Source organism: Roseivivax halodurans JCM 10272, assembly GCF_000521785.1.
GTDB lineage: Bacteria > Pseudomonadota > Alphaproteobacteria > Rhodobacterales > Rhodobacteraceae > Roseivivax > Roseivivax halodurans.
In genome coordinates this window covers 91,749-116,964 of record NZ_JALZ01000011.1, presented here as the reverse complement: position 1 = coordinate 116,964, position 25,216 = coordinate 91,749, and the positions used below count along the sequence as shown (strand labels likewise).

The window sequence follows — 25,216 nt, the reverse complement described above, 5'->3', positions numbered from 1 at the left end:
TCGAGTACGAGCGGGCGGGTTTCGCCCAGAAGCGTCAGCTCGCCCTCGACGGTGCCGGTACTCTCGCCCGAGGGCTCGCCACTATCCGCGACGAAGATCATCTGGGGGTGAGCCTCCACATCGAGGAAGTCATCGGATCTCACGTGCTGATCGCGGGCATCGTTCATGGTCTCGAGGCTGCTTGTCGCAACCGTTACCTCGACGTCGCTCAGCTCCTGCGTCTCCATGTCGTAGACGAAACCGCCTTCGACCTCTGCGAAGAGCCCAAGTGTCGCCGCGTAGCCGACGTGCTGCACTGTGAAGGCGACGGTCGTGTGCTCCGGATCGAGCTCGTAGCGCTCGGGTTCCGCAGTCGCAAATGCGGGCAAAGAGACGAGACCGAGGATAAATAAAGGTCCGCGCATGAAGAAACCTCCGGTGTTGGATCTGACCGGGAGAGATAAATTTATCCGTGCCGATGTCGCGAAACAGATTCGTGTGTGCGCCGTAGCGTGCTAGGAGGCGAGCTCCTTGCTGGAGGCAATCTCGGAAAGAGCCTGGGTCAAACGGTCGACCTGCTCGACCGTGTTGTAATGCACCATGGACACGCGGACGACGCCGTCGTCGTGGCTCTCGCCAAGCTCTTCGATCAGCCGGCGCGAGTGGAAGTCTCCGAACCGGATCGCGATGCCGTGATCGTCCATCGCCCGCGCGATCTCGCCCGAGTTCCGGCCTTCGAAGCGGAAGGCGATCGTCGGCACGCGCGTGTTGCCCGGATTGTCCGGGCGGCCGATCACGTAGGCGTCGTTGCGCGCGTTGAGCCAGGCGAGCGTTCGGTCCGTCAGCGCGCGTTCCTGTTCGGCGATGGCACCGAACCCCGCGACCAGCTTCTCGCGCTCGGATCCCGTCGCGCCCGCCTGCTGTCCAAGCTCGGCGAGATAGGCGACCACCCCCTCGGTGCTGAACGCGAGCTCGTAATTGGCGTTGCCCGGCTCCAGCTTCCCGGGGACTTTGTCCTTGCCGTAAAAGTAATGGTAGAGGCCGTCGAGCTCTGCGAGGTGCTCATATTTGCCGTACATGATCGCGACGTGCGGCCCGTAGCACTTGTAGAGGCTGAAGATGTAGTAATCGACGTCCCAGTCCTGCACGTCGATGGCGCGATGCGGGGCGTAGGCGACACCGTCGACGCAGATCCGCGCGCCGTGCTCGTGGACGAACCGAGCGTAGTCCTTGATCGGATTGATCTGCCCGAGGATGTTCGAGACGTGGTGCACGCAGACCAGCTTCGTGCGCTCGGTCATCAGCGGTTCGAGATCCTCGAGCCTCAGCGACATGCTCTCTTGGTCGAACGGCCAGACCTTAATGACGATGCCGAATTCCTCGAGCCGCCGCCACGGGCCGATGTTCGACTCATGATCAGCATGGGTGACGACGATCTCGTCCCCTGGGGAAAGCTGCCCGCGCATCGTCGTGGCGAACGTCTGCATCAGCACCGTGGTGTTCGGGCCGAAGACGATCTCTTCCAGCCGCCTCGCGTTCACCAGAGTCTGCCCGGCCTTGCGCCCGCGCAGGAGCGCCTCGGCGGCGGCCTGCGAGACCTCGTAGCTGCCGCCGATCTGGACGTCGCGCGTCGTCAGGAACTCTACGATCCGGTCGATGGCCCCCTGCAGGGTCTGCGAGCCGCCGGCATTGTCGAAGAAGACCCACTTCTTCCCGAGCGCCGGAAACTGCGAGGTCACGAAATCCATGTTGAGCGGGGTGTGTGTCTGAGCCATAGCTGCGTCTTCTCGTCCTGTCAGTGGTGGAGCACGGCCTTGAGGAAGTTCTGCGTCCGCGCTTCCTTTGGGTTTGCGAATATCTCGTCCGGCGGTCCCGCCTCGATGACCTCGCCGCTGTCCATGAATATCACCCGGTCGGCGACCTGGCGGGCAAAGCCCATCTCGTGCGTGACGACGATCATCGTGACGCCCGTGCCGGCGAGGTCCTTCATGACGTCCAGCACCTCGCCGACCATCTCGGGGTCGAGCGCCGAGGTCGGCTCGTCGAAAAGCATGACCTGCGGCTCCATGGCGAGCGCGCGGGCGATGGCAACGCGCTGCTGCTGCCCGCCGGAGAGGCCCGACGGATACTTGTCCGCCTGCTCGCGTATGCCCACCCGTGCGAGCAGCATCTCGGCCTGCCTGTAGGCGTCTGCGCGTGAGGTGCCGCGGACGCGGCGCGGCGCGAGCATGACGTTCTCCCGCACGGTGAGGTGGGGAAAGAGGTTGAACGCCTGGAACACCATCCCGACTTCGGCGCGCACCTTGGCGAGGCTGCGGCCGGGGATCACCGGAATGTCGTCGACGCGGATCTCGCTCTCGTCAGAGAATGGCTCGAGCCGGTTGATGCAGCGGATGAGGGTCGACTTGCCCGAGCCCGAGGGTCCGATCACGCAAACCACCTCGCCACGGCCGATATCGAGGTCGATGCCCCGCAGGGCCTCGAAAGTACCGAATGACTTCCGCAAGTTCCGGATGCTGACATATCCGCTCATCACGCGTTCCCCCGGTTGAAGCGCCGTTCGAGCCGCGTCACCAGAAGGACCGCCGGAAGCAGGAAGGCGAGGTAGATCGCCGCCGCCCCGATCAGCGGCGAGGGGTTCGCCGCGAGCGCCTGTGCCTGCGTCGCCTGCTTGAGCAAGTCGGGCATGGCGACGACCGAGGCCAGCGCGGTGTCCTTCACCACGTTGATGCTGTTGTTCGTCAGCGGCGGGATCACCATCCGGATCGATTGCGGAAGGATCACGTCCAACATCGTCTGCCGATGGCTGAGACCGAGCGCGGCGGAGGCTTCGAACTGGCCCTTCGGGATCGCCTCGATCCCGGCGCGGAAGATCTCGGCCGTGTAGGCGCCCGACACCAGCGTCAGCGCGGTCATTGCGGAGGCGAAGGGCGACAGCCGGATGCCCACGAAGGGCAGGGCGTAGTAGACGATGATCAGCAGCACGAGCAGCGGGATCGACCTGAACACGTCGATATAGATCCGCGCCAGGACCCGGACGACGGCGGGGCTGTAGAGCCGGATCATGCAAAGGACGAGTCCGAGGATCAGGCCCGCGATGATGCTCGACACACCAAGCTGGAGCGTCAGCCACAGGCCCTCGATGAGCATCGGGAACGTGCGCACGAGCACGTCCAGGTTGAAGAATGTCTGGAAGAGATCCATGAATTTCCTCGATGTCCCCCGGTCCGGCCGCAACCGGCGGACCGGGGGCGGGGTCGATCAGTTGCCGGGCATCTCGAGAACGGTTGCGGTCGACGTGCCTTCGTCGGGCATCCCGCCAAACCACTTCTGGTGAAGTTCGGCGACGGTGCCGTCTTCCTTGAGTTCGGTGATGACGTCGTTGACCTCGGACGCGAGTTCGGAATCCTTTGCGAACATCATCGAATATTGCTCGCCGGTCTCGATGCGCTGCGCGACCTCGATGTTCGGCTTGTCCTTGCTGTAGTAGAGCAGGGCAGGGATGTCCGAGATGTAGCCGTCGATCCGGCCGGCCGCGAGATCGAGCATCGCGGGGTTCAGGCCTTCGTAGCGCCGGATCTCGGAGAACCCGTATTCGTCGGAGTGCTCGGTCGCCCACATGTCCCCGGTGGAGCCGGTGTCGACGCCGACCACCTTGCCGTCCATCTCGTCGAGCGAGGCGGGTCCGCCGGAGGCGACCGTCAGGGACTGGTCGCTGTCGTAATAGGGCTGGGCGAAGGAGACCGATTCAAGCCGTTCAGCCGTGATGGTGATCGACGAGGTCGCGATGTCGATCCGGCCTGACTGGACCGCGGAGAAGAGGCCGTTGAACGGGATGTTCACGATCTCCACCTCTCGGCCGAGCTTCTCGGCGACGGCCTTGACGAGATCCACCTCGAAGCCGACGATCTCGCCGGACTCGTCCTGGAATTCCCACGGCACGTTTCCGACATTGGCGCCCACTGTCAGAGCGTCCTGAGCGGCGGAGGCCCCGGCAAGCGCCATGAGAGCCGATGCAGCTAGGGTGGAGGAGAGGAGGGTTCTTCTGAGCATGTTCGGTTTCCCTGTTGGTATTGGGTTTGGTTATTGACTGGCCAAACCGGTCAGACCAGTCTGACCGCACTCAAGCACGGCATCGATCATGACGCAAGAATTCTCCGCCCGGATATTCGCCTTGGCCCGATCCCATGACCTCGCGTAGAGACGGCCCCATGTCGCCCTATCCCGACGAAAAGCAGCCAGTCACGCTTGTCGCCTCGCAGCGGCTGCAGGACATGATCCGTTCAGGCGCGTTCCCGCAGGACAGCAAGTTGCCCTCGCAGCGCGTGCTGGCCGAGCAACTGGGTGTTTCGCGGGCGTCGCTGCGCGAGGCGCTCTTGACGCTCGAGACGCTCGGGCTTGTCCGGACGCTGCCGGCGCGCGGCACGTTCGTGACCGGCAAGAACACGCGTCCCGAGGCGAGCCAGTGGCGTCACGAAAGCACATACTCGATGCAGGAGGTCTTTCAGACCCGGATCATGATCGAGGGAGAGATCTGCCGGCTGGCGGCCCCGACCGTAACGGACGGTGCGCTGGCCCGGATCGGAAAGGCGGCCGAGGTTTTCGAAAGCGCATGGAGCTCCGGAGACCTCGTTGGACATGTCGAGGCGGACCTCGAATTCCACCAGCTGATCGCACAGGCCTGCCCGAACGCGCTCTTGCAAGAGATGTACCGGTCGGTGCATGCGCTGATCACCGAAAGCCAGCGGGTGCCGATCCCGATTACCGCCGTGGTGAGGATGCAGGATTCGATCGCGGAACATCGCGCCATCCTCGAAGGCCTCCGTCTCCGGGATCCGTCGGCCGCCAGAGCCGCGATGGAGCGGCACATCCGGAACACGTCCCGATGCGCGGGGATCGCCGCGTCGTGAGAGGTCGGAGCATCGAGACCTGAGAGCTTCGCATCGACGACCCTGGCTCCAAGGCGGAGGGTGAAGGCGAGTGCCACGCCCGCAAGCATGGTGGCGCGAATTGCCGCCTGTGGCGCACGATCCATATCAGTGTCGACGAGCAGGCGTTGGAAATCCGGGCCATTGGACCCACCGGGAGCCGGGTCGGCGATGCGCCGATGCCTCCCGAGCTGCTGAATCAGATCCCGGCTGACGCCGAGATCGGATCGGTCACCGCGGCGCCTATGCCGTTATACCGCCCCGCAAGAACGAAAAGGCGTGGAAGCCTTCGATCGCGGGCGCGATCGCCCGGAACGGCGCCCTTCGCGTCGCGAAATATCTTGGCCGCACCATCTGGCGACCATGGAGCGGATACCACCGCCGAAGCCGCGCCGAGACGAAGATGCATTGTGTGAATCTACTGGGGAAAGCCTCATGGTGCGCGACTTCGATCGCCAAGTCCGTGCCGTGGTTTTGAACGGCTACACCGCGCTCGGAATACCTGCCATCGAACCCATGGGATAAATGCGTCCGGGGAAACGGGAAGTGCAGCCTTCATCCTTTTTTGCACAACAAAGCCCCTGTGAGAGAGAAAGCGAAAACGGGTTCTCGCATAATGGCCACATGTACGATGACATAGGATGTTGCCCGGCTGCCTTGTCGCAAGTAATTGGGCCTGAGTTGCCTGCGAATTAAAGGGCAGTTATATATCTCGGTCCTGCGAGTCCGGGGTTGGGGCAGTGTTGTCTTTGCAAGTACATTCCTAAAAAAGCATATGTCAAGCCGCGGACATGTCCAAAGCTTTCGGAGTTATCGACTCAGCGATGTGGGGTAGAGTGATTACATCGATTGCCAAAATAAGAAGGACACAAGATTTCCCTTCGCCTCATTGCAGGTAGGTTATTCTCGGTGGCGCTGCAGATTTTTCCCGCTTCGGGCTGCAGCCCGCCAAAATTCATCCTTACGTTCAGGGCAGGCGTTTAGATTTTATAGGACGCCTGCCCCTCGGGCGACCCTCTTTCCTCGCGGAAGAGGAGCGTTATCTGCCGCATGGTGGATGCATCGGGTTAATGTGTGTTTTTTTTGTGCTGGGCCGTCGTGGTCCCTGGGTCGGGTGCAGTTCTTCGGGGCTGCGCCCGCGCCGGTCCCCGCCTGACAGCTGCCTCTGAGCTTCAGACGCTCTGCCAGTGAAAAACCTCGCATCGCCGCGCCGCGGCACTTGACGGTTGCTTTGCGTGGGGTCACCCTCGCCCATAACATATTAGTTTGAGCCAATTTCGAGCGTCCTACGGGACGTGCTCCGAGCTGATGTGTCGAGGGAGAGGAACAGGGACATGAGTTCCCCGCCGGTCAGCCGAGCTGCGCTCATGTCGCGTCGCGGCTTTCTGAAAACTGCGTCCGGAGTCATCGGGCTGAGCGTGCTGGGGCTGCCGGGGCGGGGGCAGGGCGCGGGTGCTGCTGTCTCGACGCCCCTCGGCCCGGTGCCCGGGGTGGCCGTTCAGCGCATTGAGGGGCTTGCCAAGGTCACCGGGCAGAAGATCTATGCCCGTGATTTTCGCGCCCGCGATATGGCGGGCTGGCCGGGTCGCCAGTGGCACGCGCTGTACCTCCGCGCCCGTACGACGAAAGAGGCCTTCCTTGGGCTCGACCTTTCGCACCTGCCATCCGAGGCGGAGCCCGCGAAGGTCATCCTCGGCAGCGATCTCGATCCGAAGCTTTTCGACAAGCCGGTGGAATTCAATCGCGATCTGCATGTGGACCATCTGCTGTCTATCAAGGCCGAAGAGCAGAGCAACACCGCCACCGGCGGCAGCTTCAACCTACCGGACGGTCTGAGCTTCGATCTGCTGGTGATGCCGGGCAGGACCCCGAACTTCCTCGGGCAGGCGGTGGCGCTCTTGCTCTTCGACACCCTCGCGGCCTATCGCGCGGCGCGCCGTTTTCTCGCCGCAGATGACGGCATCGTGCAGCGCTACGGGCCCGGCGAAGGGCCGGACGGCACGCCCCTGCCGGATCAGCCGTTCGATCCGCGCACGCTCTACGTCAAGGATCCGGGGTTCGATTATGCTGGCACCGATTCCGAGACGTATGCCCGCGAGGCGCCGCAGGTGCAGGCGCGCATCCGCCAGGCGCTGGACGAGGCGACCGATCTGATCCGCCAGCCGATCCGCGCCGAAATGCGGGCGATGGATCCGATGTTCATGGAGCCCGAGGCCGGCCTTGCCTGGATCGACCCGGCCAGCAAGGAGATGCAGCTGGTGCTCGGCACCCAGTCCCCCGACGGCGACGTGCGCAACATCGCCAGCATGTTCGGCAGCGAGGCCTCCCCGGTCCCGGACCTCGCCCAGGTGACGCTGCACAGCTGCTATCCGGGCGGCGGCTTCGGCGGGCGCGACAGCTCGCCGTTCTCGCTGATGCTGGCGCTGGCGGTGGCCTTTGCTGGCGGCAACCCGGTGCGGCTCGCCTATGACCGGTTCGAGCAGTTCCGCGTCGGGCTCAAGCGCCACGCCACCACGGCGGACGGCACGCTCTATGCCCATGACGACATGCGGCTCGAGGCGGTGCGGCTCTCGATGGTGTTCGACGGCGGCGGGCGGCGCAACCTGTCGCCCTACGTCGCCTCGCTCGGGGCGCTCTGCGCGGGCGGCAGCTACCGCCTCCCGGTGGCCGACATCCACGCCGAGGCGCGTCACACGGAAAATATCTCGGGCGGTTCTCAGCGCGGCTTCGGCGGTCCGCAGGCTTATTTCGCCATCGAGACCGCGCTCGACGATCTTGCCGCGGCTGAGGGCTGGGACCAGATGGCGCTGCGCCGGGCCAACCTGATCGCGGAGGGCGACACAACCGTGACCGGCGGCCCCATCGAGCAGAGCCTGAACCTGCCCGAGATGCTGGACACCGCCGAAGCCCACCCGCTCTGGGCCGAGCGCGCCGAGATCCGGGCCGCGCACGAAGCCGAGGGCCGGACCTACGGCACCGGGCTCGCCATGTCGCTTCAGGCCTACGGCACCTCGGGCGACGGCATGGTCGCGGCGGTGCATCTGGGGCGCGACGGCACGCTGACCGTGCAGTCCGATGCGGTGGACATGGGCAACGGTTCGGCCACCACGCTAGGGGTGACCATCGGACCGATCCTCGGGGCCAATGCCACGCGCGTCGATATGGGCGGTTACACGCTCTTTGCGGAGACCGGGCTGAGCGATGACAGCGCGAGCCCGGACCGCTGGGATGATCCGATGTGGACCCAGAAGGGCACCGGCTCGTCCTCGGCCTGCCTGACCGCGCTGCATCAGGTCAACACCGTGCAACAGACGGCGCAGGCGCTGTTGCGGGGCTCGCTGCTGGTCGCGGCGGCACAGCTCTGGGGTGTGGGGCCGCTTTCGGCAGAGGACGTGATCTGGGAGGCAGGCGCGCTGCGCCCCGTCGGCGCGGGCAGCGCACCGCTGACGCTGGCGGCACTGGCAAAGGCGGTGCACGAGATGGGCCTGCCGACCGGGGCCCTCGGCCACGCCTATTTCCAGAATTCCTGGGTCGAGGCCGATTTCGACACCCCCGGCGGCGCGTTGCGGCTGCAGCTGGACGGGCTGGCCTATTATCACGGAGCCAAGACCGCGCCGCAGCCGATCCCGCGGCGCAACGGCAGCTATCCCACGCCCGAGACCGCGCGCTATTCGCGCTATGTCTGGGCGCCTTGCGTCAACGTGGTCGGCCTGACGCTCGACCGGGCGAGCGGACATGTGCAGGTGGAGAACGTGCTGAGCGTGCTCAATGCCGGGCATATCCACGTCCCGCAGATGGTCTCGGGTCAGAGCCAGGGCGGCGTCGCGATGGCGATCGGCTACACCCTGCTCGAGGACATGCCGCCGGGCATGGAGGGGCCTGCCGACGGGCGCTGGAACCTCGATCGCTACCACGTGGCGCGCGCAGGCGACGTGCCCCCGGGCGATCGCTACGCGCCGGGCGCACGGGCGCAGGAGCTGATCACGGTGCCCCAGCCGCCGGGAAGCCCCCGGGTCGGACGCGGCATCGCCGAGGCGGTGATGTGCTCGATCCCGCCCGCGATCTCGAACGCCCTGCGCGATGCCACCGGCATCCGCTTCGCCTCGCTGCCGATCACGCCGGACAAGATCCTCGGGGGGCTTGCGAAATGACCATCCGCTTCACCGTCAACGGCATGGGCTACGAGTTGCCCCAATCCCGCGGCCACGAGACGCTGCTCGATTTCCTGCATGACGAGCTGAACCTGACCGGCACCAAGCTCTGCTGCGGCATCGGCGTGTGTCGCGCCTGCACTGTGCAGGTGGTGAAGCCGCCGAGCCCGGCCGCGACGCCTGTGATCAGCTGCTCCACCGCGCTTTCGACGCTCGACGGAACGCGGGTCTCGACCATTGAGAGCGTCGCCCGCGACGGCAGGCCCGATCCGGTGCAGCAGGCCTTTCTCGACCAGTTCGCCTTTCAGTGCGGCTATTGCGCGCCGGGATTTGTCATGGCGGCGCGGATGTTCCTGAGCGATCTGCAGGCGCGGCCGGTCCCGCCTCAAGAGCTCGAGGCCGCGATGATGGAGGCCATCGGCAGCCATATCTGCCGCTGCACCGGCTACGTGCGCTATTTCGAGGCGCTGCGCTCGCTGGCCGAAGCTGTCAATGCGGGGGAGGCGATCGAGCTATGAGACCCGTCGCGTTAGCCATCGCCCTGGCGCTGGCCGTCCTCGCGCCGCCGGCAAGCGCCCAGTCCCCGCACGAGGTCTATGGCGCCGCCTGCGCCGCCGCCATTGCGCCGATCCCGGGTTTCGACTGCGCCGACGGCGTGACCATCCCGATCACCATCGACGGCATGGAGATCACCGACCGCGCGCCCGAGACCTGCGACCGGCCGGGGCTGCTCGACAACGGGCCGGGCTCGGACGGGCAATGCGTGCCGTTCTCCCGCATCCTGAACCTCTCGACGGAGACGGCGCAGGTTTCGGTCATGTGCCGCCAGAAGCGCCTGCGCAGTGCCGACAGCCCGGAGTTCGACGAGATCGACGTGATCGCGCACAACCCCGCCACCGGCGCGACCTGCTGGTTCCAGGCCGTGAACACCAAGGCGGCGCCGGTCCTCGGCGCGGCGGTCCCGTCTCCGACGGGTCCGGATGGCGAGGGCTTCTGGGAGCCGCCCGAAACCGTCGTTGCGGAAGAGTGCGGCAGCTGCCACGACAACGATCCGTTCATGTATTCACCCTTCGTGGGACAGGTCTGGGACCACGTGCCGACGAACCCGCTCGGGCCCTACGCGCATGTGGATGCGGGCTTCGGCTTTGCCGGCTGGCCGACCCACGAAATGCAGCCGCGCGACAACACCTGCCTCGGCTGCCACCGGATCGGTACCGGGTTTCTGGCCCCGCCGGCCGCTTCCGCGGGGAAACCCGGCTCCTGCGGCCAGCTCGCTTCCTGGATGACCGGCGCGCCGGCCCCGGGGGGCGATGAGGCTGCGAAGAGCTATCCGCTCAGCCATGCCATGCCGCCCTATTTCGGGCTTTCGGAAGAGGCATGGGAAGAGGTCTACGGCGCCTCCGTCGCGGCGGTTCGGTCCTGTTGCGCCGATTCGACAAAGCCGTTCTGCAATATTCGCGAGATCCGCTCGTACCTGGAGGAGGGATCTGTTCCATGAAGAATGCAGTGGCCTTTCCACACTTGCTGAAAGCGCGGATCCTCTCGGACCTCCCCGGGGAGGACAAGGCGGCGTTCCTGAACCGGTGCGAAAAGCGGACCTTCGAATGTCCCGAGGTGCTGCTGGAACAGGGCATGGTGTCGCCGGGGCTGTTCATGGTGGCGCATGGGCGCGTCGACGTGGTGCTGATCGGGGAACGCGGAGAGCAGACGCTGCTGGCACATGTCGGACCGGGTGAGACTGTGGGCGAGATCGAGTGCATCTCGGACCAGACCTGCATCGCGCGGTGCCGCAGTCAGCCGCTCGCGACGCTGCTGTTCTGCCCCACTGCGGTGGTTTACGAGTTCCTGCGCGCGCCGGTCTTCATCCGCAATGTCGCCTCGGTGTTCCGCGGCCGGTTGGCGCATGACAACGCGGTCAAGGCGCTGGATCAGCACGGCTCGCTCGAGCAGAGGCTTTTCCTGCGCCTGCGCACCATTTGCGACGGACGGGACCGGGTCCGTGCCAATCAAAGGGAACTGGCCGAAATCCTCGGTTGCTCGCGCCAGAGCGTGAACAAGGCTCTGGGGCGCCTGCGGTCGGAGGGGATCATCGACGTTTCCAAGGGACAGGTCGTCATTCTCGAACCAAACCCGTCACTCGACGATCTGGGGTCCGACTTTCGCAATGACGCGGTGCGCAAGAGCGGCTGACACCGGAGCGGCTCGCGGGCGCGGCGCGCCTGACAGATGTCGGGACCGAGAGGGCCGACCGTTCAGGGGGGCCTGCTCAACCGTTAATTGTAGTCCGGAATTGGGTCACGTCGAGCCCACGCGGGAGCGGTTCATATTCGACCGGGCGAATGTTCGAATGGGGCACCGGGCGCTGCTTGGCCGCTATTTGCATTAACCGGAACCTGATCTCTTTGGGCATGCTCAGGGCGGCAGAACGACTTTGCCCATTGCTGATAAGCGCTCCATCGGGTTGCAGGCCGAGGGCAAGCGGGTTCTCGTGACGAAGCCGACCTATGCCGGGCGGGTCTTCGAAGGCCGGGTCACCGCCTTCGTCGGCCCCTCGACAGCGTGACGCGCAGCGCCACCGTGGAGGCGGAGATCGACAAGGCCGATGGACTGCTTCTGTCGGGCATGACCTACACCATCCGCATGAGCGAGAAGACTGCGCCCCTTCCGATCGTGCCCGCCACGGCGATCACGTGGGACCGCTCCGGCGCGGGCATCTGAGTGGCCGAGAACGGCGCCGCCGGGCGCCTGGCCGTTGCCAACCGCTACCGCGACGGCGATCAGGTCTGGATCGAAACCGACGCGCGCCCCGGCGTGCAAGTCGTGACCGAGGGCGCATCGAAGCTGCGCGAGGGATCTCAGGTCGCGGCAGCCTCCAGCGAGGGGCCGGGCGCATCAGTTTCGAGAAAGGTGCGCACAAGGCCGGTTTCGCCGGCACCTTCGTGGCAACGCTGATCCTCGGGATCGCCTTGAACTTTCTCAACATCATCGCCGGGCTCGCGGCGCTGACCAGCGTCGATATCCGCGAGATGCCTGACGTGGACCAGCTGGTCCTGTTGGTTCGCCGTGATTGTTCGAACAGGTTGGCCCGCCGCCGGGACCATCCACACTGCCGCGACTTGGAATGCCGACCATCAGCCTTGGCTGCCGCCCTCATGACAAGCCAAGGTCTCGTGCCTTCAGTGCGGCTTCGACGCGGTTTCGCACCTGCAGCTTCTGCAGGATGTTGGTCATGTAGTGCTTGATCGTCTTTTCCTGCAGGTCGAGCGCACGGGCGATTTCCTTGTTGCTCTGGCCCTGGGCGACATGGCGCAGGATTTCCGCCTCGCGATCCGTCAGTTCCTCGACCTCGGGCAAAGTGGCGCCACGCCGGTCTTGAAGCGCCGCGAGAACGCGGCCGGCAAGCGCAGGCGGGACGTAGGATGCGCCTCCGGCCACGCTCTGCAGGATGCCGGTCAGTTCGTCCTCGCCGACGCCCTTGAGCGCATAGCCCCGGGCGCCCACCTTCAGGGCGGTCAGCAGGTCGTCGTCGGCCTCGGACGCGGTCAGCATCACGATGGCGACGGCTGGAAAGCGCCGCGCGATCTCCGACGCGGCGGTGAGGCCCGATCCCGGCATGGAGATGTCGAGCAGGACGATTTCGGGCATGTGCGCCTCGACGGCGGCGACGGCCTCCTCGGCAGTGCCCGCCTGCGCGACGACGGTGAAGCCGCCGTGTTCCTGCAGGGTCAGGACGACACCGCCGCGAAAGAGCGGGTGGTCGTCGGCAACGACGATGTGGATCCTTGCAGTCACCGGGGCGCGTCCATGTGCAGGGTCATGGTGAGCCTCGTGCCGCCCGTGGGCGAGCTTTCGATGGCGAAGCTGCCCCCGATGCTTTCGACCCGCTCCCGCAGCCCCGGAAGGCCGAGGCCGGCGGGCGCCCGGCTGGCGGTGTCGAAACCGGGGCCGTCGTCCTGCACCTCGATCACGGCCCCACCCGCCTCTGTGCCTGCCGCGACCCGGACCCGCGCGCCCGGCGCGTGGCGGAAGGCGTTCATCAGCCCCTCCTGCACGACGCGGTAGATGCAGATCAGGAAGGGATGCGGCGCGGGCACTACCATCAGGGGACCGGGGCGGAACGCGCGGTCGACAGCAACGCCGGTCCGCCGCTCGTGGGCCCGGATGGCGATCTCGAGCGTGTCCGCCACGGATAGCCCGTCGAGTTCCGGCAGTGTCAGCCCGCTGCAAAGGTCGCGCACGTCTCTCAGGGCCTCGCCGAGGCAGTCGCGCAGCATCTGCGCCTCGGGATCGCCCGGGGCGACGCCGGCACGGCGCATCAGGGCGTCGAGCCGGAGGGAGGCCAGCGCCAGCGCTTGTGCCGGACCGTCGTGCAACTCGGCGCTGACCCGGCGCATGTACCGCTCGTTGGTCTCGCTCACACGTTGCGAAGCGCCCTCGACCCGCGTCCGAAGCGCCTCGTTCTGGGCTGAGATGCGCGCGAGTTCCGACAGCTGCGCGGTGAGCCGGCGGGTCTGGTCCTCAATCGTACGGCTGCCGGAGCGGACGATGCCGAACAGCGCAAGGAAGGTCATGCCGGTCACCAGCGCCACGACGGTCCAGGCGCGGGTATGAGCGGCCCGCAGGTCCGCCTCGAGTTCGGTCGCATCGAGGTAGAATTCCGCCACGGCGATGATCTGGCCGGTGAGGATGGAGTGGATCGGGTTGTAGACCTCGAGCAGCGGTACCCCGGACTGGCGTTCGCGCAGGCTTTCGGCGCCTTCGAGCTCGTCGAAGGACGCATTGAGCTCGCCCCGCCAGGCCTCCATCAGCTCTTCGCTCGGCGGGAAGGTCTTGCCGATCATGTCCTCGTCGCTGCTGAAGGCGAGCAAGCCGTTCGGCCGCCATATTTTCACGGAGACCACGCGCTCCGACAGCGGCGGCTGTTTCAGGAGAGTGTCCATGCGCGCGACGGTCTCGGGCGAGAGCCGTTCCGAACCGGCAAGTTCCTGCGACATCGGTGCGATGAAGCTCTCCATGTAGACGGCGCTGGAGATGGCGGAATTGCGGACGACGCTGGTCTCGATGCTCGTGCTGACGAGGGAGCCGATCACGGCCATGCCGAGAAGCGTGACAAAGCTGCCCGCCATCGCGAAACGGTGATGAAGCGGCCGTGCCGCCAACCACCGCGCGAGCGACGGGGCGGTGTTGGCACTGCGCGCCGGGGCGAAATCCTGCTCTGTCGTCGCCACGTCCGTCATCCCGATGTCACCCTGCCACAAGGCGGTGGAGCGCGTTCGAAATCAAGCCTCATCGGACCAAGGTCGGAAGCTTTTCCGGCGCTTGGTCGGACGATGCGCGTCCGCAGGTCCGGCGTCAGGCGGCAGGGGTCCGGACCCGGTCGCCTTGGCCGAAGCGGCTGTGCCAGATGGGTCCAGCCCTGGCAAACGAGCCTCGGCCCAACGGAGGACCACCCCATGACCATCAATCTTCGAACCGGCTTCAGTGCCGCAATCCTGACCGCCTTCACGCTGGCTCTTGCCCCTGACGCCGCCCTCGCAGCGCCGCACCCCGCGCTGCCCGGCTTCGAGCTGCCCGCGGGGGGCGATGCCCAGATCGTCAAGGTCCGCCGCGGCCGCGGCGCCGATGACGGCCCAAGCCATGACGTGAACGATGACAAGGGCGGCCGGAAAGGCGGAAAGGGCCGTGGACGCGACGACGGACCCGGTGACGACAAGGGCGGTCGCAAGGGCGGCAAGGGCCGTGGCACAGACGACGCGCATGGCGACGACAAGGGCGGCCGCAAGGGTGGAAAGGGCCGCGGACGCGACGATGGCCCGAACCACACCTGACCACCCTCTCCGGCCCCGTCCTCAGCACATCAGGGATGGGGGCCGATTGCCGATACCGCGGCCCACTCCCACGACAGGGACACGCGGCCCGCGGGGGCCGAACACCCCACGGCGTCGGGACATGACCCAGGACCGGACAGAGGCTCGCCACGAGGAACGGCCAGCCTCAAGTCGCGGACTGCGTGCCAATCAGGTGGACCTGGGGAAAGGCGGGCGCAGTCCATGGTTTCGAACCGGATGGGGGCGCTGCCTGCTGTCGTGGGCCTGAGCGCGTCCGTGTCCTTCCAGCTGTTTTCACAAGCGACTGACAAGCTGGAGATGTTATCTCGGCCGCGCGGCTGTCCAAAGCGAAGCGGTGCCGAGCGCCGCCGTCCTCAATCGAGTACGACGATGCCGGTGTGCTTCTGCTTGTGCTCCGGCTCCACGTGGATGGTGATACGGGCGCCCTCGATCGCCTTGCGCAACGCGGCCTCCACGCGGTCGCAGATCTCGTGCGCGTCGAAGACCGTCGTCTCCCCCGGGACCACGAGATGGAAGTCGATGAAGGTCACCTGACCCGCGTGGCGGGTTCGCAGGTCGTGCGCCTCGACCGCGCCGCCCGCTTCGGTCGAGATGACATCACGAACCGTGTCGAGCGTTTCTTGCGGGACGGCCTCGTCCATCAGGCCGCTCAGCGACTCGCGCACCACCTTGGAGCCTGACCAGAGGATGTTGAGTGCGACGAGGGCCGCCATCAGCGGGTCGAGCACCCACCAGCCGGTGATGATGGCGAGAAGCACACCGAGCGCCACGCCGGCCGAGGTCACGACATCGGTGAAGAGATGCCTTCCGTCCGCCACCAGCGCCGGCGACCGGGCGCTGCGTCCGCGGTTGATCAGGACCCAGGCCCAGATCGCGTTGATCGCCGTGGCTACGCCGTTGATCAGCAGCCCTTCGATGGGAAGCTCCAGGGCCACCGGGTTCAGGAAGCCATGATAGGCCTCGCGCAGGATCAGCAACGCGGCGACGATGATCATGACGCCCTCGAGCACGGCGCTGAAGAACTCGGCCTTGTGGTGGCCATAGGGATGTGACGCGTCGGCGGGCCGCGCGGCAATTCGGATGGCGATCAGCGCGGCGATCGCGGTCGCGACGTTGACGGTGCTCTCGAGAGCGTCCGAGAACAGGGCGACCGACCCGGTCAACCACCAGGCCAGCATCTTTATGCCCAAGACCAGAGCGCCGACGAAGACGCTGCCGATGGCGAGCCGGATAGTCGTGGACATTATGCCTCCCGCGATGAGGGACGGTCAGATGTATCGCTGCGAGACCGGTACAACAAGAGTTGCGCACGGGACAGATCTGGCCAGTGGCGAAATACGAGGTGGCCTTCGTTGGGGAAAACGCTCCACCGGACCGTTTCCCAATCCCGTTCTGGCCGGGGCAGATCGACCACCTGCCCAGATCCGGCCCGCGTATGGCTCGGTTCCTCGACGAACTCGCGCTGTGCTTCATGCCGCCCGAGTTCATTCGGTCAGACAACGTCCCATGTCGGGAAACTCTGGCTGCTCTTCCAGTCACTCGCGCAGGCCCGCGTGGTGATCGAGGCATGGGGGGTCCATTGCCATGCCGCGCGGCTGCGCTCGGATACCTGTTCAAAACGGAGTTTCTGACTTTGACGACCACGCCATTGCCCGAGCCTCTGGCGATCTCCGCGCTGTTGCTCGCCACTGCATGTCGAACGGAAATTTCTGCAGCAACGCGGCCGGTAGTCAGGGGCAAGGTCGATGGATCATTCGCTGCGGAGCTGAACAATGGGTTCTGAATCTTGGGCCGTACCGAGTTGCTCAGCCATGCAGCAACTCACTCCCTGATGAGATCCTCAACGCGGATCGGGAAGCGCCGGATGCGCTTGCCGCTCGCGTGCCAGATCGCGTTGCCGATCGCGCCGACGGTGCCGGTGATGCCGATCTCGCCGACGCCTTTGATCCCGAGTGCGTTCACGTGCGGGTCGTCCTCGTGCACGGAGATCACCTCGAGCCCGTGTACGTCGGCGTTGACCGGAACGTGGTAGCCAGCGAGGTCGGAGTTCACGATGTGGCCGCGCCTCGGGTCGTGCCTTGCCTCCTCGTGCAGGGCGAAGGAGATGCCCCAGATCATGCCGCCGAAAAGCTGGCTCTCGGCGAGGCGGGGGTTGATGATGCGGCCGGCAGCGAAGGCGCCGACGAGGCGCGTCACACGCATCTGGCAGAGGTCCGGATCGATCCTCACTTCGGCAAAAACCGCGCCATGGGCGTTCATCGCGTATTGCTTCGCCATGTCGGGATCACGCGAGGCCGAACCCGACCCTGCGATCTCGGCATTGCCCAAACGGGAGAGGATGTCGGCGAAGGCGTCGCTGCGGCTGTCGTCGCCGTCGATGTAGAGCCGGCCGTCGCGCGCCACGAAGCTCGCGTTGCCTGCGCCGTGGAGGGATGAAGCGGGATCCGCCGCGGCGATCTCGCCGAGCTGACGGACGACATCGCCGCCCGCTGTGTGGAGCGCATTGCCCGCCGTCGCCGTGTGGCCCGAGCCGCCCGCGACGCCCCCGTCGGGAAGTCCGGAATGGCCGGCGCGGAACTCCACCTTGTCGAGTGGCAGGCCGAGACTGTCGGCGGCGATCTGCGCAAGGGATGTCCAGGCGCCCTGACCCATGTCGGCGGCCGAGGTCTCGAAAAGTGCCGTTCCGTCCGCGCGCAGGGCGGCGCGCGCGTCGGCCATGAACATCGGGCAGGGGAAGAAGGCCGTGCCCATGCCCCAGCCGACGAGATGCCCGTGCTCGTCGCGCATCTGCCCGGGCTGGAGCGGCCGCTTTGCCCAGCCGAACCGCTCCGCCCCTTGCGCGTAGCACTCGCGCAGGGCCTTCGAGGAATAGGGCTTGCCGGTGCCCGGTTCTGTTTCCGCGTAGTTCTTCAGCCGGAAGTCGAGCGGGTCCATTCCGAGCGCTTCGGCCATTTCGTCCATGGCACATTCGAGCGCTGCCGATCCCGAAGCCTCGCCCGGTGCGCGCATCGGTCCCGGCGTGCCGACGTCGAGGGCCACTGCCCGATGCGTCGAACGAAGAGCGCCGGCGGCATAGATGCCCTGAGAGGCGTTGGCTGCGGGTTCGATGAAGGTGTCGAAGGTGGAGGTCGCGGATATGCCCTCGTGATCGATCACGGTGAGCTTGCCGTCCGCATCCGCGCCGAGGCGCAGCCTCTGCCGGGTCTGTCCGCGATGCCCGACGGGGCCGAACATCTGCTGCCGTGTGAGCATCATCTTCACCGGCCGGCCGGTCATCCGCGCCGCGAGGATGGCGAGGACGTAAGGCCCGGTCGGGATCGCCTTGGAGCCGAAGCCGCCGCCGAGATAGGGGCTGCGGACGGTGACGTTCTCGGCGGGGATGCCGAAATAGTGCGCGAATCCGGCACAGGACATCGAGAGCGCCTGGCTCGGCATGTCGAGCGTCAGATGATCGCCGTCCCAGGTCGCGACGACCGCGTGGGTCTCCATCGCGTTGTGGTACTGCGGCGCGGTCTCGTAGGTCACGTCGAGCGATGTCGCCGCGCTGCCATGTCCCGCGTCCGGGTCGCCGTGGACTGTGTTCGCGGGCTTGCCGAAGGCGTCGGCCTCGAAGCCGTAGGGCTCGGCATCGTCGATTCCGACGCGGGGCTTTTCGGTCTCGTAGTGCGGGGAGAGGAGGCGCGCTCCTTCTGTCGCGGCCTCCAGCGTTTCGCCCACGACGAGCGCGATCGGCTGCTCGGCATAGCGCACGGTGTCGTCCTGCAGGGCCTCGAAGCGGAACGAGAACATCGTCGGCTTGTCCGAGGGATCGCCCTGAAGCGGCGGACGGTTCTGCGGCGTCAGCACGTGGGTGACGCCGGGATGCGCCTCGGCGGCCGCGGTGTCGAGAGAGGTGACGCGGCCGCGCGCGATGGCGGCGGGTGCGAAGACCGCGTAGAGGAGGCCCTCGGGCGTATTGTCGGCGGCGAAGGTCGCGGTTCCGGTCACCTTAGCGACACCGTCGCGCCGGGTCGCGGGCTGTCCCGAATTGGAACCGAAGCGGATATGGGGATCGAGCGTATCAGGCATGGGCGAGGTCTCCGGCTGTGCTGCCGAACGGAGAAGCGGGCAGGGCGGGCATCTGCGCGGGCGTGCCCGCGGCGGCCATCTCGAGCGCGCGGATCGCGGTCCGTCGCGCAAGGTCGATCTTCCAGGCGTTGTCGCCCGACGGAGTCGCGCCCGCGAGCGCGGCCTCGGCAGCCCGGGCGAAGAGCGCAGCGTCGGGCGTCTGCCCCGCGAGGAGAGCTTCGGCTTCGGTCACGCGCCACGGTGTCGCGGCGACCGCCCCAAGCGCGAGACGCGCCTCCGCGATCCGACCGTTTTCGATCCGCAACGCGGCGGCGGCCGATGTCATGGCGAAGGCGTATGAGGTCCGGTCCCGGACCTTGAGATAGCGGGCGTTTGCGGCGAAGCCCTCGGCCTCCGGCGGCAGGCGCAGCGCCACGATCAACTCGCCGGGCGAAAGCGCGGTCTCGCGCTCGGGCGTATCACCGGGGAGAAGGTGGAACTCCGCCATCGGGATCTCTCGCGCGCCGTCCGGCCCCCGCACCTCGACGATCGCGTCGAGCGCCGCGAGGGGCACGCAGAAATCCGACGGGTTCGTGGCGATGCATATCTCGCTCCATCCGAGCACCGCCTGTCCCGCGCCAGCCTCACGCGCATCGCATCCTGCGCCTGGGTCTCGGCGATTGCAGGCGGCCTGCGGGTCCTGAAAATAGGCGCAGCGGGTGCGCTGCATCAGGTTTCCGCCGACGGTCGCCGCGTTGCGCAACTGCCCGGACGCCCCGGCGAGCAGCGCCTCGGAGACCATCGGAAATCGGCTGGCGATGTCCGCGTCGTTGGCGAGATCCGAGTTGCGGACAAGTGCGCCGATCCGGACGCCGCCTTCCGCAAGCGTCTCGATCTCCGCGAGCCCGGGAAGGCGGGTGATGTCGATGACCTTCACGGGCTGCATCGCACCCGTCTTCATCAGGTCGACGAGATTGGTGCCGCCGCCCAGCCAGGCCGCGCCAGGTTCCCATGCAGCGAGCGCCTCGTCGAGCGAGGTAGGCTGGATGAACTCGAAACGCTTCATGCCGCGTCGTCCTTCTTGATCCCCGCACTGCCGCGCGTTGCCTGGCGGACAGCGAGCGTGATGCCGTGATAGGCGGCGCAGCGGCAGATGTTTCCACTCATGCCCTCCCGGATGCGTTCGAGATCTTCGCCCGCACGGTCTTCGGCGATGAGGCCAACTGCGCTCATGATCTGGCCCGGGGTGCAGTAGCCGCATTGAAAGGCGTCGTTTTCGATGAAGGCTGCCTGCACCGGGTGCAGGTCGTCGCCCGCGGCGAGCCCCTCGATCGTGGTGATTTCGGCGCCGTCGAGCGTCGCGGCGAGGGTCAGGCATGAATTGACGCGGCGGCCGTTCACGAGAACCGTGCAGGCGCCGCACTGGCCACGGTCGCAGCCCTTCTTGGTGCCGGGAAGCGCGAGCCGCTCGCGCAGGAGATCGAGAAGCGTGACGCGCGGATCGTCGAGCGCGACGTCGCGCTTCGCGCCGTTGAGGGTCAGGCTGATGGAGGGTGACATGCGGTCCTCCCGTCCTTTGGCAATGTTGGGATCGGCGGGCACTCGCGCCCGGGCGGAGACGTCTCTACACTCTAGAGCGGGCGCCTCGGGCGTCCCGTGCAGTCAATATACGGAGGGTGCCTCCGGATAGCAAGGATGGAAAGAGCCGCCGTGGAAACCCCGAAGCGCAAGCCGCGCGCCGATGCCCTGAGAAACCGCGAGAATCTGATCGAGGCGGCGAAGGAGGTTCTCGGGAAGGGGGGGCCGGATGCCAGCCTCGAAGCGGTCGCGCGGCGGGCAGGGGTCGGGATCGGTACGCTCTACCGACATTTTCCCGATCGCGAGGCGCTCTTCCATGCAGTGTTCGGCCGCGAGCTCACCCAGCTTGCGGACATGGCGGATCGGCTCGACGGCGGGAGCGACGAGGTCGAGGCCCTGCGGGTATGGCTTCACGCCAACGTGGCCCTCGTCGAGACCAAACGGGGGATGCTGGGAGCGCTGTCGATCGTCCTGACGGAAGAGAGCAAGCAATCCTTCGCGGAACAATCGTCGCGGATTGCGGATGCGCTCAATCGTTTGCTGGCAAGCGGCGTCGCTGAGGGCCGGGTGAGGGAGGGGGTCAGCGCGGAGGACGTGATGCAGACCATGTACGCGCTCTGTTACGCCCGTTCTCCGGGCGAGAGCTGGCGGCGCGATGTCCTCCGGTTGCTCGACATCTTTCTCGACGGTTTGCGCCAGCGGTCAGCGACAGGCCGTTGATTACGACCAGGACGGTCATCAACGATCTCAGGTGTCCCGGAACCGGTATCCGATGCCGGGCTCGGTGAAGATCCAGCCCGGGTCGGCCGCGTTGTCGCCGAGCTTGGCGCGAAGTTGCCGGATGAAGACGCGCAAATACTGGCTATCCTTGGCATGAGCCGGGCCCCAGACGGTCTCGAGCGCCATGCGCTGCGTGACGAGGCGGCCGGCATTCGACGCGAGAAGCCACAACAGGTCGAACTCTTTGGGCGTGAGGGAGAGACGGTGCCCTTCGAGGCGCGCGGAATGTTCCGCGGCATCGAGGGCGAGAGAGCCGATCTCGATCCGTGACACGCTCTCATGCTCGGGCCCTCTGTCCCTGACAATCCCGCGCAGGCGTGCGAGCAGTTCCCGCGTACCGAAGGGCTTCATCACGTAGTCCTGGGCGCCGAGATCGAGGGCTTCGACCTTCTCGCTTTCGTCGGCCCGGACCGAGAGGACGAGGACGGGCACTTCCGACCATTCCCTGATCTCGCGCAGGACATCCTTCCCGTCCCGGTCGGGCAGGCCGAGGTCGAGTATGACGACATCGGGAGAGGCCGTCGCCGCCTTCGCCGCACCCTCGCGTCCGGTGGACGCCTCGGAGACTGAGTGCCCTTCGGCTTCGAGGGCGATGCGGAGAAAACGGCGGATCTGGTTTTCGTCGTCGACGACAAGGATACGGGCCATCAGACCTCCGGATTGGCAAGCGGCAGGCGGAGCACGATGGTCGTGCCGCTGCCGTCTGGGTTCGTGGCCTCCGCGCGGATGCGGCCTCCATGGGCCTCGACGATGCCGCGCGCGATGGCAAGCCCGAGACCGGTCCCGGCACGTTGCGCGTCCCCCGTCGAGACCCGGTAGAACATCTCGAAGACCCGGTGCCGGGCCTCCGCCGGTATCCCCGGTCCCTGATCCGCGATGGCAAGCGCGATCGCCGGGCCGTCCACGCGCGCCCGGAGCCGGATCGCGGTTCCGTCGGGCGCATGCTTCGCCGCATTGTCGAGCACATTGACGAGGACCTGCTCGATCAGGACCGGGTCGACCTCGATCGCGGGCATGTTCTCCGGAATGGTCGTCTCGATCTTGTACCTCGTCAGTTCGCCGCGCAATCGCCGCCGGGCATTGCCGACGATTTCGGACAGATCCGCCGCGATGCGTCGCGGCGTGAGCGCACCGTGACTGAGTCGGGTCATGTCGAGAAGGTTCTGGATGTAGCGGTCGAGACGTTCGCCTTCCTCGCGGATCGTCACCGCCAATTCGTGGCGCATCTCGGGAGTGTAACCGGGCTCCTCGTCTGCCAGAGAGGAGGCGGCGCCAATGATGCTGACGAGCGGCGTGCGGAGGTCGTGACTGACGGAGGACAGAAGCGCCGATCGCAAGCGCTCCGTTTCCGACGACAGCCGCGCGGCCTCCAGCGCATCGACGAGGTCGGTGCGTTCGAACGCAAGGGCGAGCTGGCTCGCGAAAGCCTCCAGCAGGCGGCGATCTTCTGCTGTCATGGGACGGACCTCCCGGGAGCGTAGACCAAGCACGGCGAGGGTTTCCTCGGCGGCGCGTACGGGCAGGAATAGCCATTGGCTCGCGGACAGCGTATCGGTCCCTCGACCGGCCGGGCTCCCTTTCTCGAACGCGTAGCTGCTTGCGGTCCGCTCGCGCATGTCGAGCGGCGCCGCCTCCGGTTCCGAGGCGATCGTCTCGATGCGGGATCCGATGCGACGGAGCACGATGACATCGAGGGCTATTGCCGCGGCGATCTGCTGCGCTCCGGCCCGGGCGACCGCTTCCGAAGTCGGGGCGACCGCGATACTCCGGGCGAACTCATGCAGGATGGTGGTCCGCTCGACGCTGTCGCGGAGGGCAATGGCCCGAGCCCGCAGGCGGGCCGCCAGGTTTCCGGTGACGATCGAGGCGACGAGAAACAGGCCGAGCGTCACCAGTTCCGCCTCTCGCATCACGCGGAACGTGAGACGGGGTTCGGTGAAGATGAAGTTGTACGCAACGAAGCCGATCGCCGAGGCGGCAATCGACGGCCCCAGTCCATAGACCGACGCGACAACGACGACCCCGGTCATGAAGACGAGTGACAGAGCCGTGACGGGAAGCACCGTCTCCAGCGCCATGGCTGCGATGGTGAAGGCAGCCATGATGAGGATAGCGCGCAAATAGGCCGCACCTGTAGCCTGCGGACGCCATCGGGGAAGGCGGCGCCGGCCCGACTCCTCCTTGCGCGGGGGGTCGGCGATCAGCGTGACCTCGAAATCGCGTGCCTGGGCAACCACGGCCCCCGCCACGTCCTCGTGAAAGAGCCTTCTTAAGGTTCGACGGTCCCGGCCTCGGCCGAGAACGATGCGACTGGCGTTGACCCGCCGGGCATGCTCGAGGATCGTCGCCGCGACATTGTCTCCGGCGCGCAGGGTCGAGGTCTCGGCCCCGAGACGTTCGGCGAGCCGGAGTGCCGAAGCGAGGCGGTCGCGTTCCTCCTCGCTCATGCGATCGCTGCGATCCGTGGCGGCATGCATGACGATCCAGCCCACGCGGGCGCGATCCGCCATGCGCTTGCCAGCGCGGACTACCTCGCGTGCGGCGGGGCCGTCGTCGATACAAACGAGTATGCGCTCCTGCACCGGCCACGGACCGCTCGTCGCCGTTGAACGCATGTGACGCATGAGCTGAGCATCCACGCGATCGGCCGCGGCGCGCATCGCAAGCTCGCGCAGGGCGGTGAGATTGCCCTTCGAAAAGAAGTTCTGCACGGCTCGCGCAGCCTGGTCCTGCACGTAGACCTTGCCCTCCCGCAGACGTTTCAGAAGGTCCCCGGGGGGCAGGTCGATCAGCTCGATCTCGTCGGCCTGTTCCAGCACCTTGTCCGGAACCGTCTCGCGCACGCGGACCCCCGAGATGCGCGCCACCCGGTCGTTCATGGTCTCGAGATGCTGGACGTTGAGGGTGGTGTAGACGTCAATCCCGGCGGCCAGCACGTCCTCGACGTCCTGCCAGCGCTTCTCGTGCCGACTGCCGGGCACGTTGGTGTGGGCAAGCTCGTCGATCAGAGCGAGGTCTGGCCGGCGTTCTATCAGAGTCTCGAGATCCATCTCGTGCAGGATACGCTCACGGTAGAAATGCGCGCGCTTCGGCACGACCTCGAGACCGGCGAGCAGGGTCTCGGTCTCGATGCGGCCATGGGTCTCGACCACACCCGCGATCACATCGACGCCTTCGGCCGCCCGTCTCCGGGCGGCCTCCAGCATCGCGTAGGTCTTACCGACCCCCGGGGCGGCACCCAAGAAGATCTTGAGTTTGCCACGACCTTCCCCGGACGCTTCCTCGAGGAGGGCGTCGGGATCGGGTCGCGCCTCTTCGGTCTCGGTCACTCGATGTCTCCCGGGAAGGCGGCGTCGAGCGCGAGATTTGCCTCGAGCACGTTGACATGGGCGGGTCCGAAGATGCCGAGCCAGGGCCTCGTGGTCGCAGCGTCGAGGATCCTCAGAACCTCGTCCCGCGGCGCGCCGCGCGCTTCGGCGACACGCGTCAGCTGGGCGCGGGCGTTCTCTGGCGAAATGTCGGGATCGAGGCCGCTTGCCGAGGCGGTCACCGCGTCCTGCGGCACTTCGGTCCGTCCTGTTTCCCGGCGCCATGCCTCGGCGCGGTCGTCGATCGACGCGAGGAGTTCGGCAGAGGTCGGGCCGAGGTTCGACGCGCCAGCTGCGGAGGCATCGTAGCCGGCGGCGGAGGGTCTTGGGTGAAAGTATCCGGGCGCGGTGAATACCTGGCCGATCAGAGCCGAGCCGATCACGCGTCCCTCACGGTCGATCAGGCTGCCATTGGCCCGCGCGGGCATCGCGACCTGTGCGATCCCGGTGATCGCGAACGGATAGGCAATGCCGGTCAGCAGGATCATGACGGCGAGACTGGCAACGGCGGGACGGATAAAAGCACGCATAACGAT

General features: G+C 66.6%; 24 protein-coding genes and 1 pseudogene. 11 read left to right on the top strand and 14 right to left on the bottom strand.

Going from position 1 to position 25,216, the window contains the following annotated elements; all coding sequences use genetic code 11:
* The 5 genes from OCH239_RS12125 to OCH239_RS12105 form a co-directional block, all read right to left on the bottom strand.
* Positions 1 to 404 (bottom strand): YceI family protein (locus tag OCH239_RS12125; RefSeq protein WP_162149994.1); only part of this gene is annotated, 404 nt, incomplete at its 3' end.
* Between the two features lie 90 nt (positions 405 to 494).
* On the bottom strand, positions 495 to 1,754 hold the full coding sequence (locus tag OCH239_RS12120; protein ID WP_037262916.1) for a cysteine desulfurase-like protein: 1,260 nt from the start codon (positions 1,752 to 1,754) through the stop codon (positions 495 to 497).
* 20 nt (positions 1,755 to 1,774) lie between these two features.
* Entirely contained in the window at positions 1,775 to 2,512 is a 738-nt protein-coding gene (locus OCH239_RS12115; RefSeq protein WP_037262914.1) for an amino acid ABC transporter ATP-binding protein, read from the bottom strand.
* A complete protein-coding gene (locus OCH239_RS12110; RefSeq protein WP_037262912.1) occupies positions 2,512 to 3,183 on the bottom strand; it encodes an amino acid ABC transporter permease in 672 nt (223 codons plus the stop codon). Before OCH239_RS12110 ends, OCH239_RS12115 begins: the two co-directional genes overlap by 1 nt.
* A gap of 57 nt (positions 3,184 to 3,240) precedes the next feature.
* Positions 3,241 to 4,032 (bottom strand): ABC transporter substrate-binding protein, encoded by a 792-nt coding sequence (locus OCH239_RS12105; RefSeq protein ID WP_037262910.1) that lies wholly within the window; start codon positions 4,030 to 4,032, stop codon positions 3,241 to 3,243.
* Positions 4,033 to 4,190: 158 nt separating this feature from the next.
* On the opposite strand from OCH239_RS12105, the gene OCH239_RS12100 reads away from it, so the two are divergent.
* From OCH239_RS12100 to OCH239_RS23100, 9 genes and pseudogenes are all read left to right on the top strand, one after another.
* Positions 4,191 to 4,889: a FadR/GntR family transcriptional regulator gene (locus OCH239_RS12100; RefSeq protein WP_037262908.1), complete on the top strand. Its 699-nt coding sequence runs from the start codon at positions 4,191 to 4,193 to the stop codon at positions 4,887 to 4,889.
* A 26-nt stretch (positions 4,890 to 4,915) separates the two neighbouring features.
* Positions 4,916 to 5,432: pseudogene (locus OCH239_RS22085) on the top strand (transposase); the annotation flags it as partial.
* An 809-nt stretch (positions 5,433 to 6,241) separates the two neighbouring features.
* Entirely contained in the window at positions 6,242 to 9,058 is a 2,817-nt protein-coding gene (locus tag OCH239_RS12090; protein WP_084782404.1) for a xanthine dehydrogenase family protein molybdopterin-binding subunit, read from the top strand.
* Positions 9,055 to 9,576: a (2Fe-2S)-binding protein gene (locus OCH239_RS12085; protein ID WP_037262904.1), complete on the top strand. Its 522-nt coding sequence runs from the start codon at positions 9,055 to 9,057 to the stop codon at positions 9,574 to 9,576. The genes OCH239_RS12090 and OCH239_RS12085 overlap by 4 nt, the downstream gene beginning before the upstream one ends.
* The gene (locus OCH239_RS23105) at positions 9,573 to 10,556 is read left to right on the top strand and encodes a cytochrome c family protein (protein WP_051489439.1); all 984 of its coding nucleotides are present in this window, start codon (positions 9,573 to 9,575) and stop codon (positions 10,554 to 10,556) included. Before OCH239_RS12085 ends, OCH239_RS23105 begins: the two co-directional genes overlap by 4 nt.
* The gene (locus OCH239_RS12075) at positions 10,553 to 11,248 is read left to right on the top strand and encodes a Crp/Fnr family transcriptional regulator (protein ID WP_037262902.1); all 696 of its coding nucleotides are present in this window, start codon (positions 10,553 to 10,555) and stop codon (positions 11,246 to 11,248) included. Before OCH239_RS23105 ends, OCH239_RS12075 begins: the two co-directional genes overlap by 4 nt.
* A 241-nt stretch (positions 11,249 to 11,489) precedes the next feature.
* On the top strand, positions 11,490 to 11,621 hold the full coding sequence (locus OCH239_RS23745) for a hypothetical protein (protein ID WP_280110916.1): 132 nt from the start codon (positions 11,490 to 11,492) through the stop codon (positions 11,619 to 11,621).
* The gene (locus tag OCH239_RS22665; protein WP_157577859.1) at positions 11,618 to 11,776 is read left to right on the top strand and encodes a hypothetical protein; all 159 of its coding nucleotides are present in this window, start codon (positions 11,618 to 11,620) and stop codon (positions 11,774 to 11,776) included. The genes OCH239_RS23745 and OCH239_RS22665 overlap by 4 nt, the downstream gene beginning before the upstream one ends.
* Positions 11,777 to 12,010, top strand: a complete 234-nt coding sequence (locus OCH239_RS23100) for a hypothetical protein (protein ID WP_037262899.1) — start codon at positions 11,777 to 11,779, stop codon at positions 12,008 to 12,010.
* A 198-nt stretch (positions 12,011 to 12,208) separates the two neighbouring features.
* Here the strand turns inward: OCH239_RS23100 and OCH239_RS12065 are convergent, their stop codons facing one another.
* Positions 12,209 to 12,850, bottom strand: coding sequence for a response regulator (locus tag OCH239_RS12065; RefSeq protein WP_037262896.1), 642 nt, complete (start codon positions 12,848 to 12,850; stop codon positions 12,209 to 12,211).
* Positions 12,847 to 14,286: a sensor histidine kinase gene (locus OCH239_RS12060; protein ID WP_211241984.1), complete on the bottom strand. Its 1,440-nt coding sequence runs from the start codon at positions 14,284 to 14,286 to the stop codon at positions 12,847 to 12,849. Before OCH239_RS12060 ends, OCH239_RS12065 begins: the two co-directional genes overlap by 4 nt.
* Positions 14,287 to 14,511: 225 nt before the next feature.
* Between OCH239_RS12060 and OCH239_RS21700 the strand changes: the two genes are divergently transcribed.
* Complete coding sequence (locus tag OCH239_RS21700) at positions 14,512 to 14,886, top strand: hypothetical protein (protein ID WP_051489437.1); 375 nt, start codon at positions 14,512 to 14,514, stop codon at positions 14,884 to 14,886.
* 374 nt (positions 14,887 to 15,260) lie between these two features.
* On the opposite strand, the gene OCH239_RS12050 is transcribed toward OCH239_RS21700, so the two are convergent.
* The 4 genes from OCH239_RS12050 to OCH239_RS12035 all read right to left on the bottom strand — a co-directional run bounded on the left by OCH239_RS12050 (position 15,261) and on the right by OCH239_RS12035 (position 20,514).
* Positions 15,261 to 16,151 (bottom strand): cation diffusion facilitator family transporter, encoded by an 891-nt coding sequence (locus OCH239_RS12050; RefSeq protein ID WP_037262893.1) that lies wholly within the window; start codon positions 16,149 to 16,151, stop codon positions 15,261 to 15,263.
* A gap of 577 nt (positions 16,152 to 16,728) precedes the next feature.
* Positions 16,729 to 18,975 carry a xanthine dehydrogenase family protein molybdopterin-binding subunit gene (locus tag OCH239_RS12045; protein ID WP_037262890.1) on the bottom strand — a complete coding sequence of 749 codons (2,247 nt, stop codon included), beginning with the start codon at positions 18,973 to 18,975 and terminating at the stop codon, positions 16,729 to 16,731.
* Complete coding sequence (locus OCH239_RS12040; RefSeq protein WP_037262887.1) at positions 18,968 to 20,020, bottom strand: FAD binding domain-containing protein; 1,053 nt, start codon at positions 20,018 to 20,020, stop codon at positions 18,968 to 18,970. The genes OCH239_RS12045 and OCH239_RS12040 overlap by 8 nt, the downstream gene beginning before the upstream one ends.
* Positions 20,017 to 20,514 (bottom strand): (2Fe-2S)-binding protein, encoded by a 498-nt coding sequence (locus tag OCH239_RS12035; RefSeq protein ID WP_037262885.1) that lies wholly within the window; start codon positions 20,512 to 20,514, stop codon positions 20,017 to 20,019. The genes OCH239_RS12040 and OCH239_RS12035 overlap by 4 nt, the downstream gene beginning before the upstream one ends.
* A 135-nt stretch (positions 20,515 to 20,649) precedes the next feature.
* Here OCH239_RS12035 and OCH239_RS12030 point away from each other — a divergent pair, with 135 nt between their 5' ends.
* Entirely contained in the window at positions 20,650 to 21,252 is a 603-nt protein-coding gene (locus OCH239_RS12030) for a TetR/AcrR family transcriptional regulator (RefSeq protein ID WP_037262882.1), read from the top strand.
* 27 nt (positions 21,253 to 21,279) lie between these two features.
* On the opposite strand, the gene OCH239_RS12025 is transcribed toward OCH239_RS12030, so the two are convergent.
* The 3 genes from OCH239_RS12025 to kdpC are packed head-to-tail and all read right to left on the bottom strand — an operon-like array spanning position 21,280 to position 25,210.
* Positions 21,280 to 21,960 carry a response regulator gene (locus OCH239_RS12025; protein WP_037262880.1) on the bottom strand — a complete coding sequence of 227 codons (681 nt, stop codon included), beginning with the start codon at positions 21,958 to 21,960 and terminating at the stop codon, positions 21,280 to 21,282.
* On the bottom strand, positions 21,960 to 24,641 hold the full coding sequence (locus OCH239_RS12020; protein ID WP_037262877.1) for a sensor histidine kinase: 2,682 nt from the start codon (positions 24,639 to 24,641) through the stop codon (positions 21,960 to 21,962). Before OCH239_RS12020 ends, OCH239_RS12025 begins: the two co-directional genes overlap by 1 nt.
* Entirely contained in the window at positions 24,638 to 25,210 is a 573-nt protein-coding gene (gene kdpC / locus OCH239_RS12015) for a potassium-transporting ATPase subunit KdpC (protein ID WP_037262875.1), read from the bottom strand. The genes OCH239_RS12020 and kdpC overlap by 4 nt, the downstream gene beginning before the upstream one ends.
* Between the last annotated feature and the right edge of the window lie 6 nt (positions 25,211 to 25,216).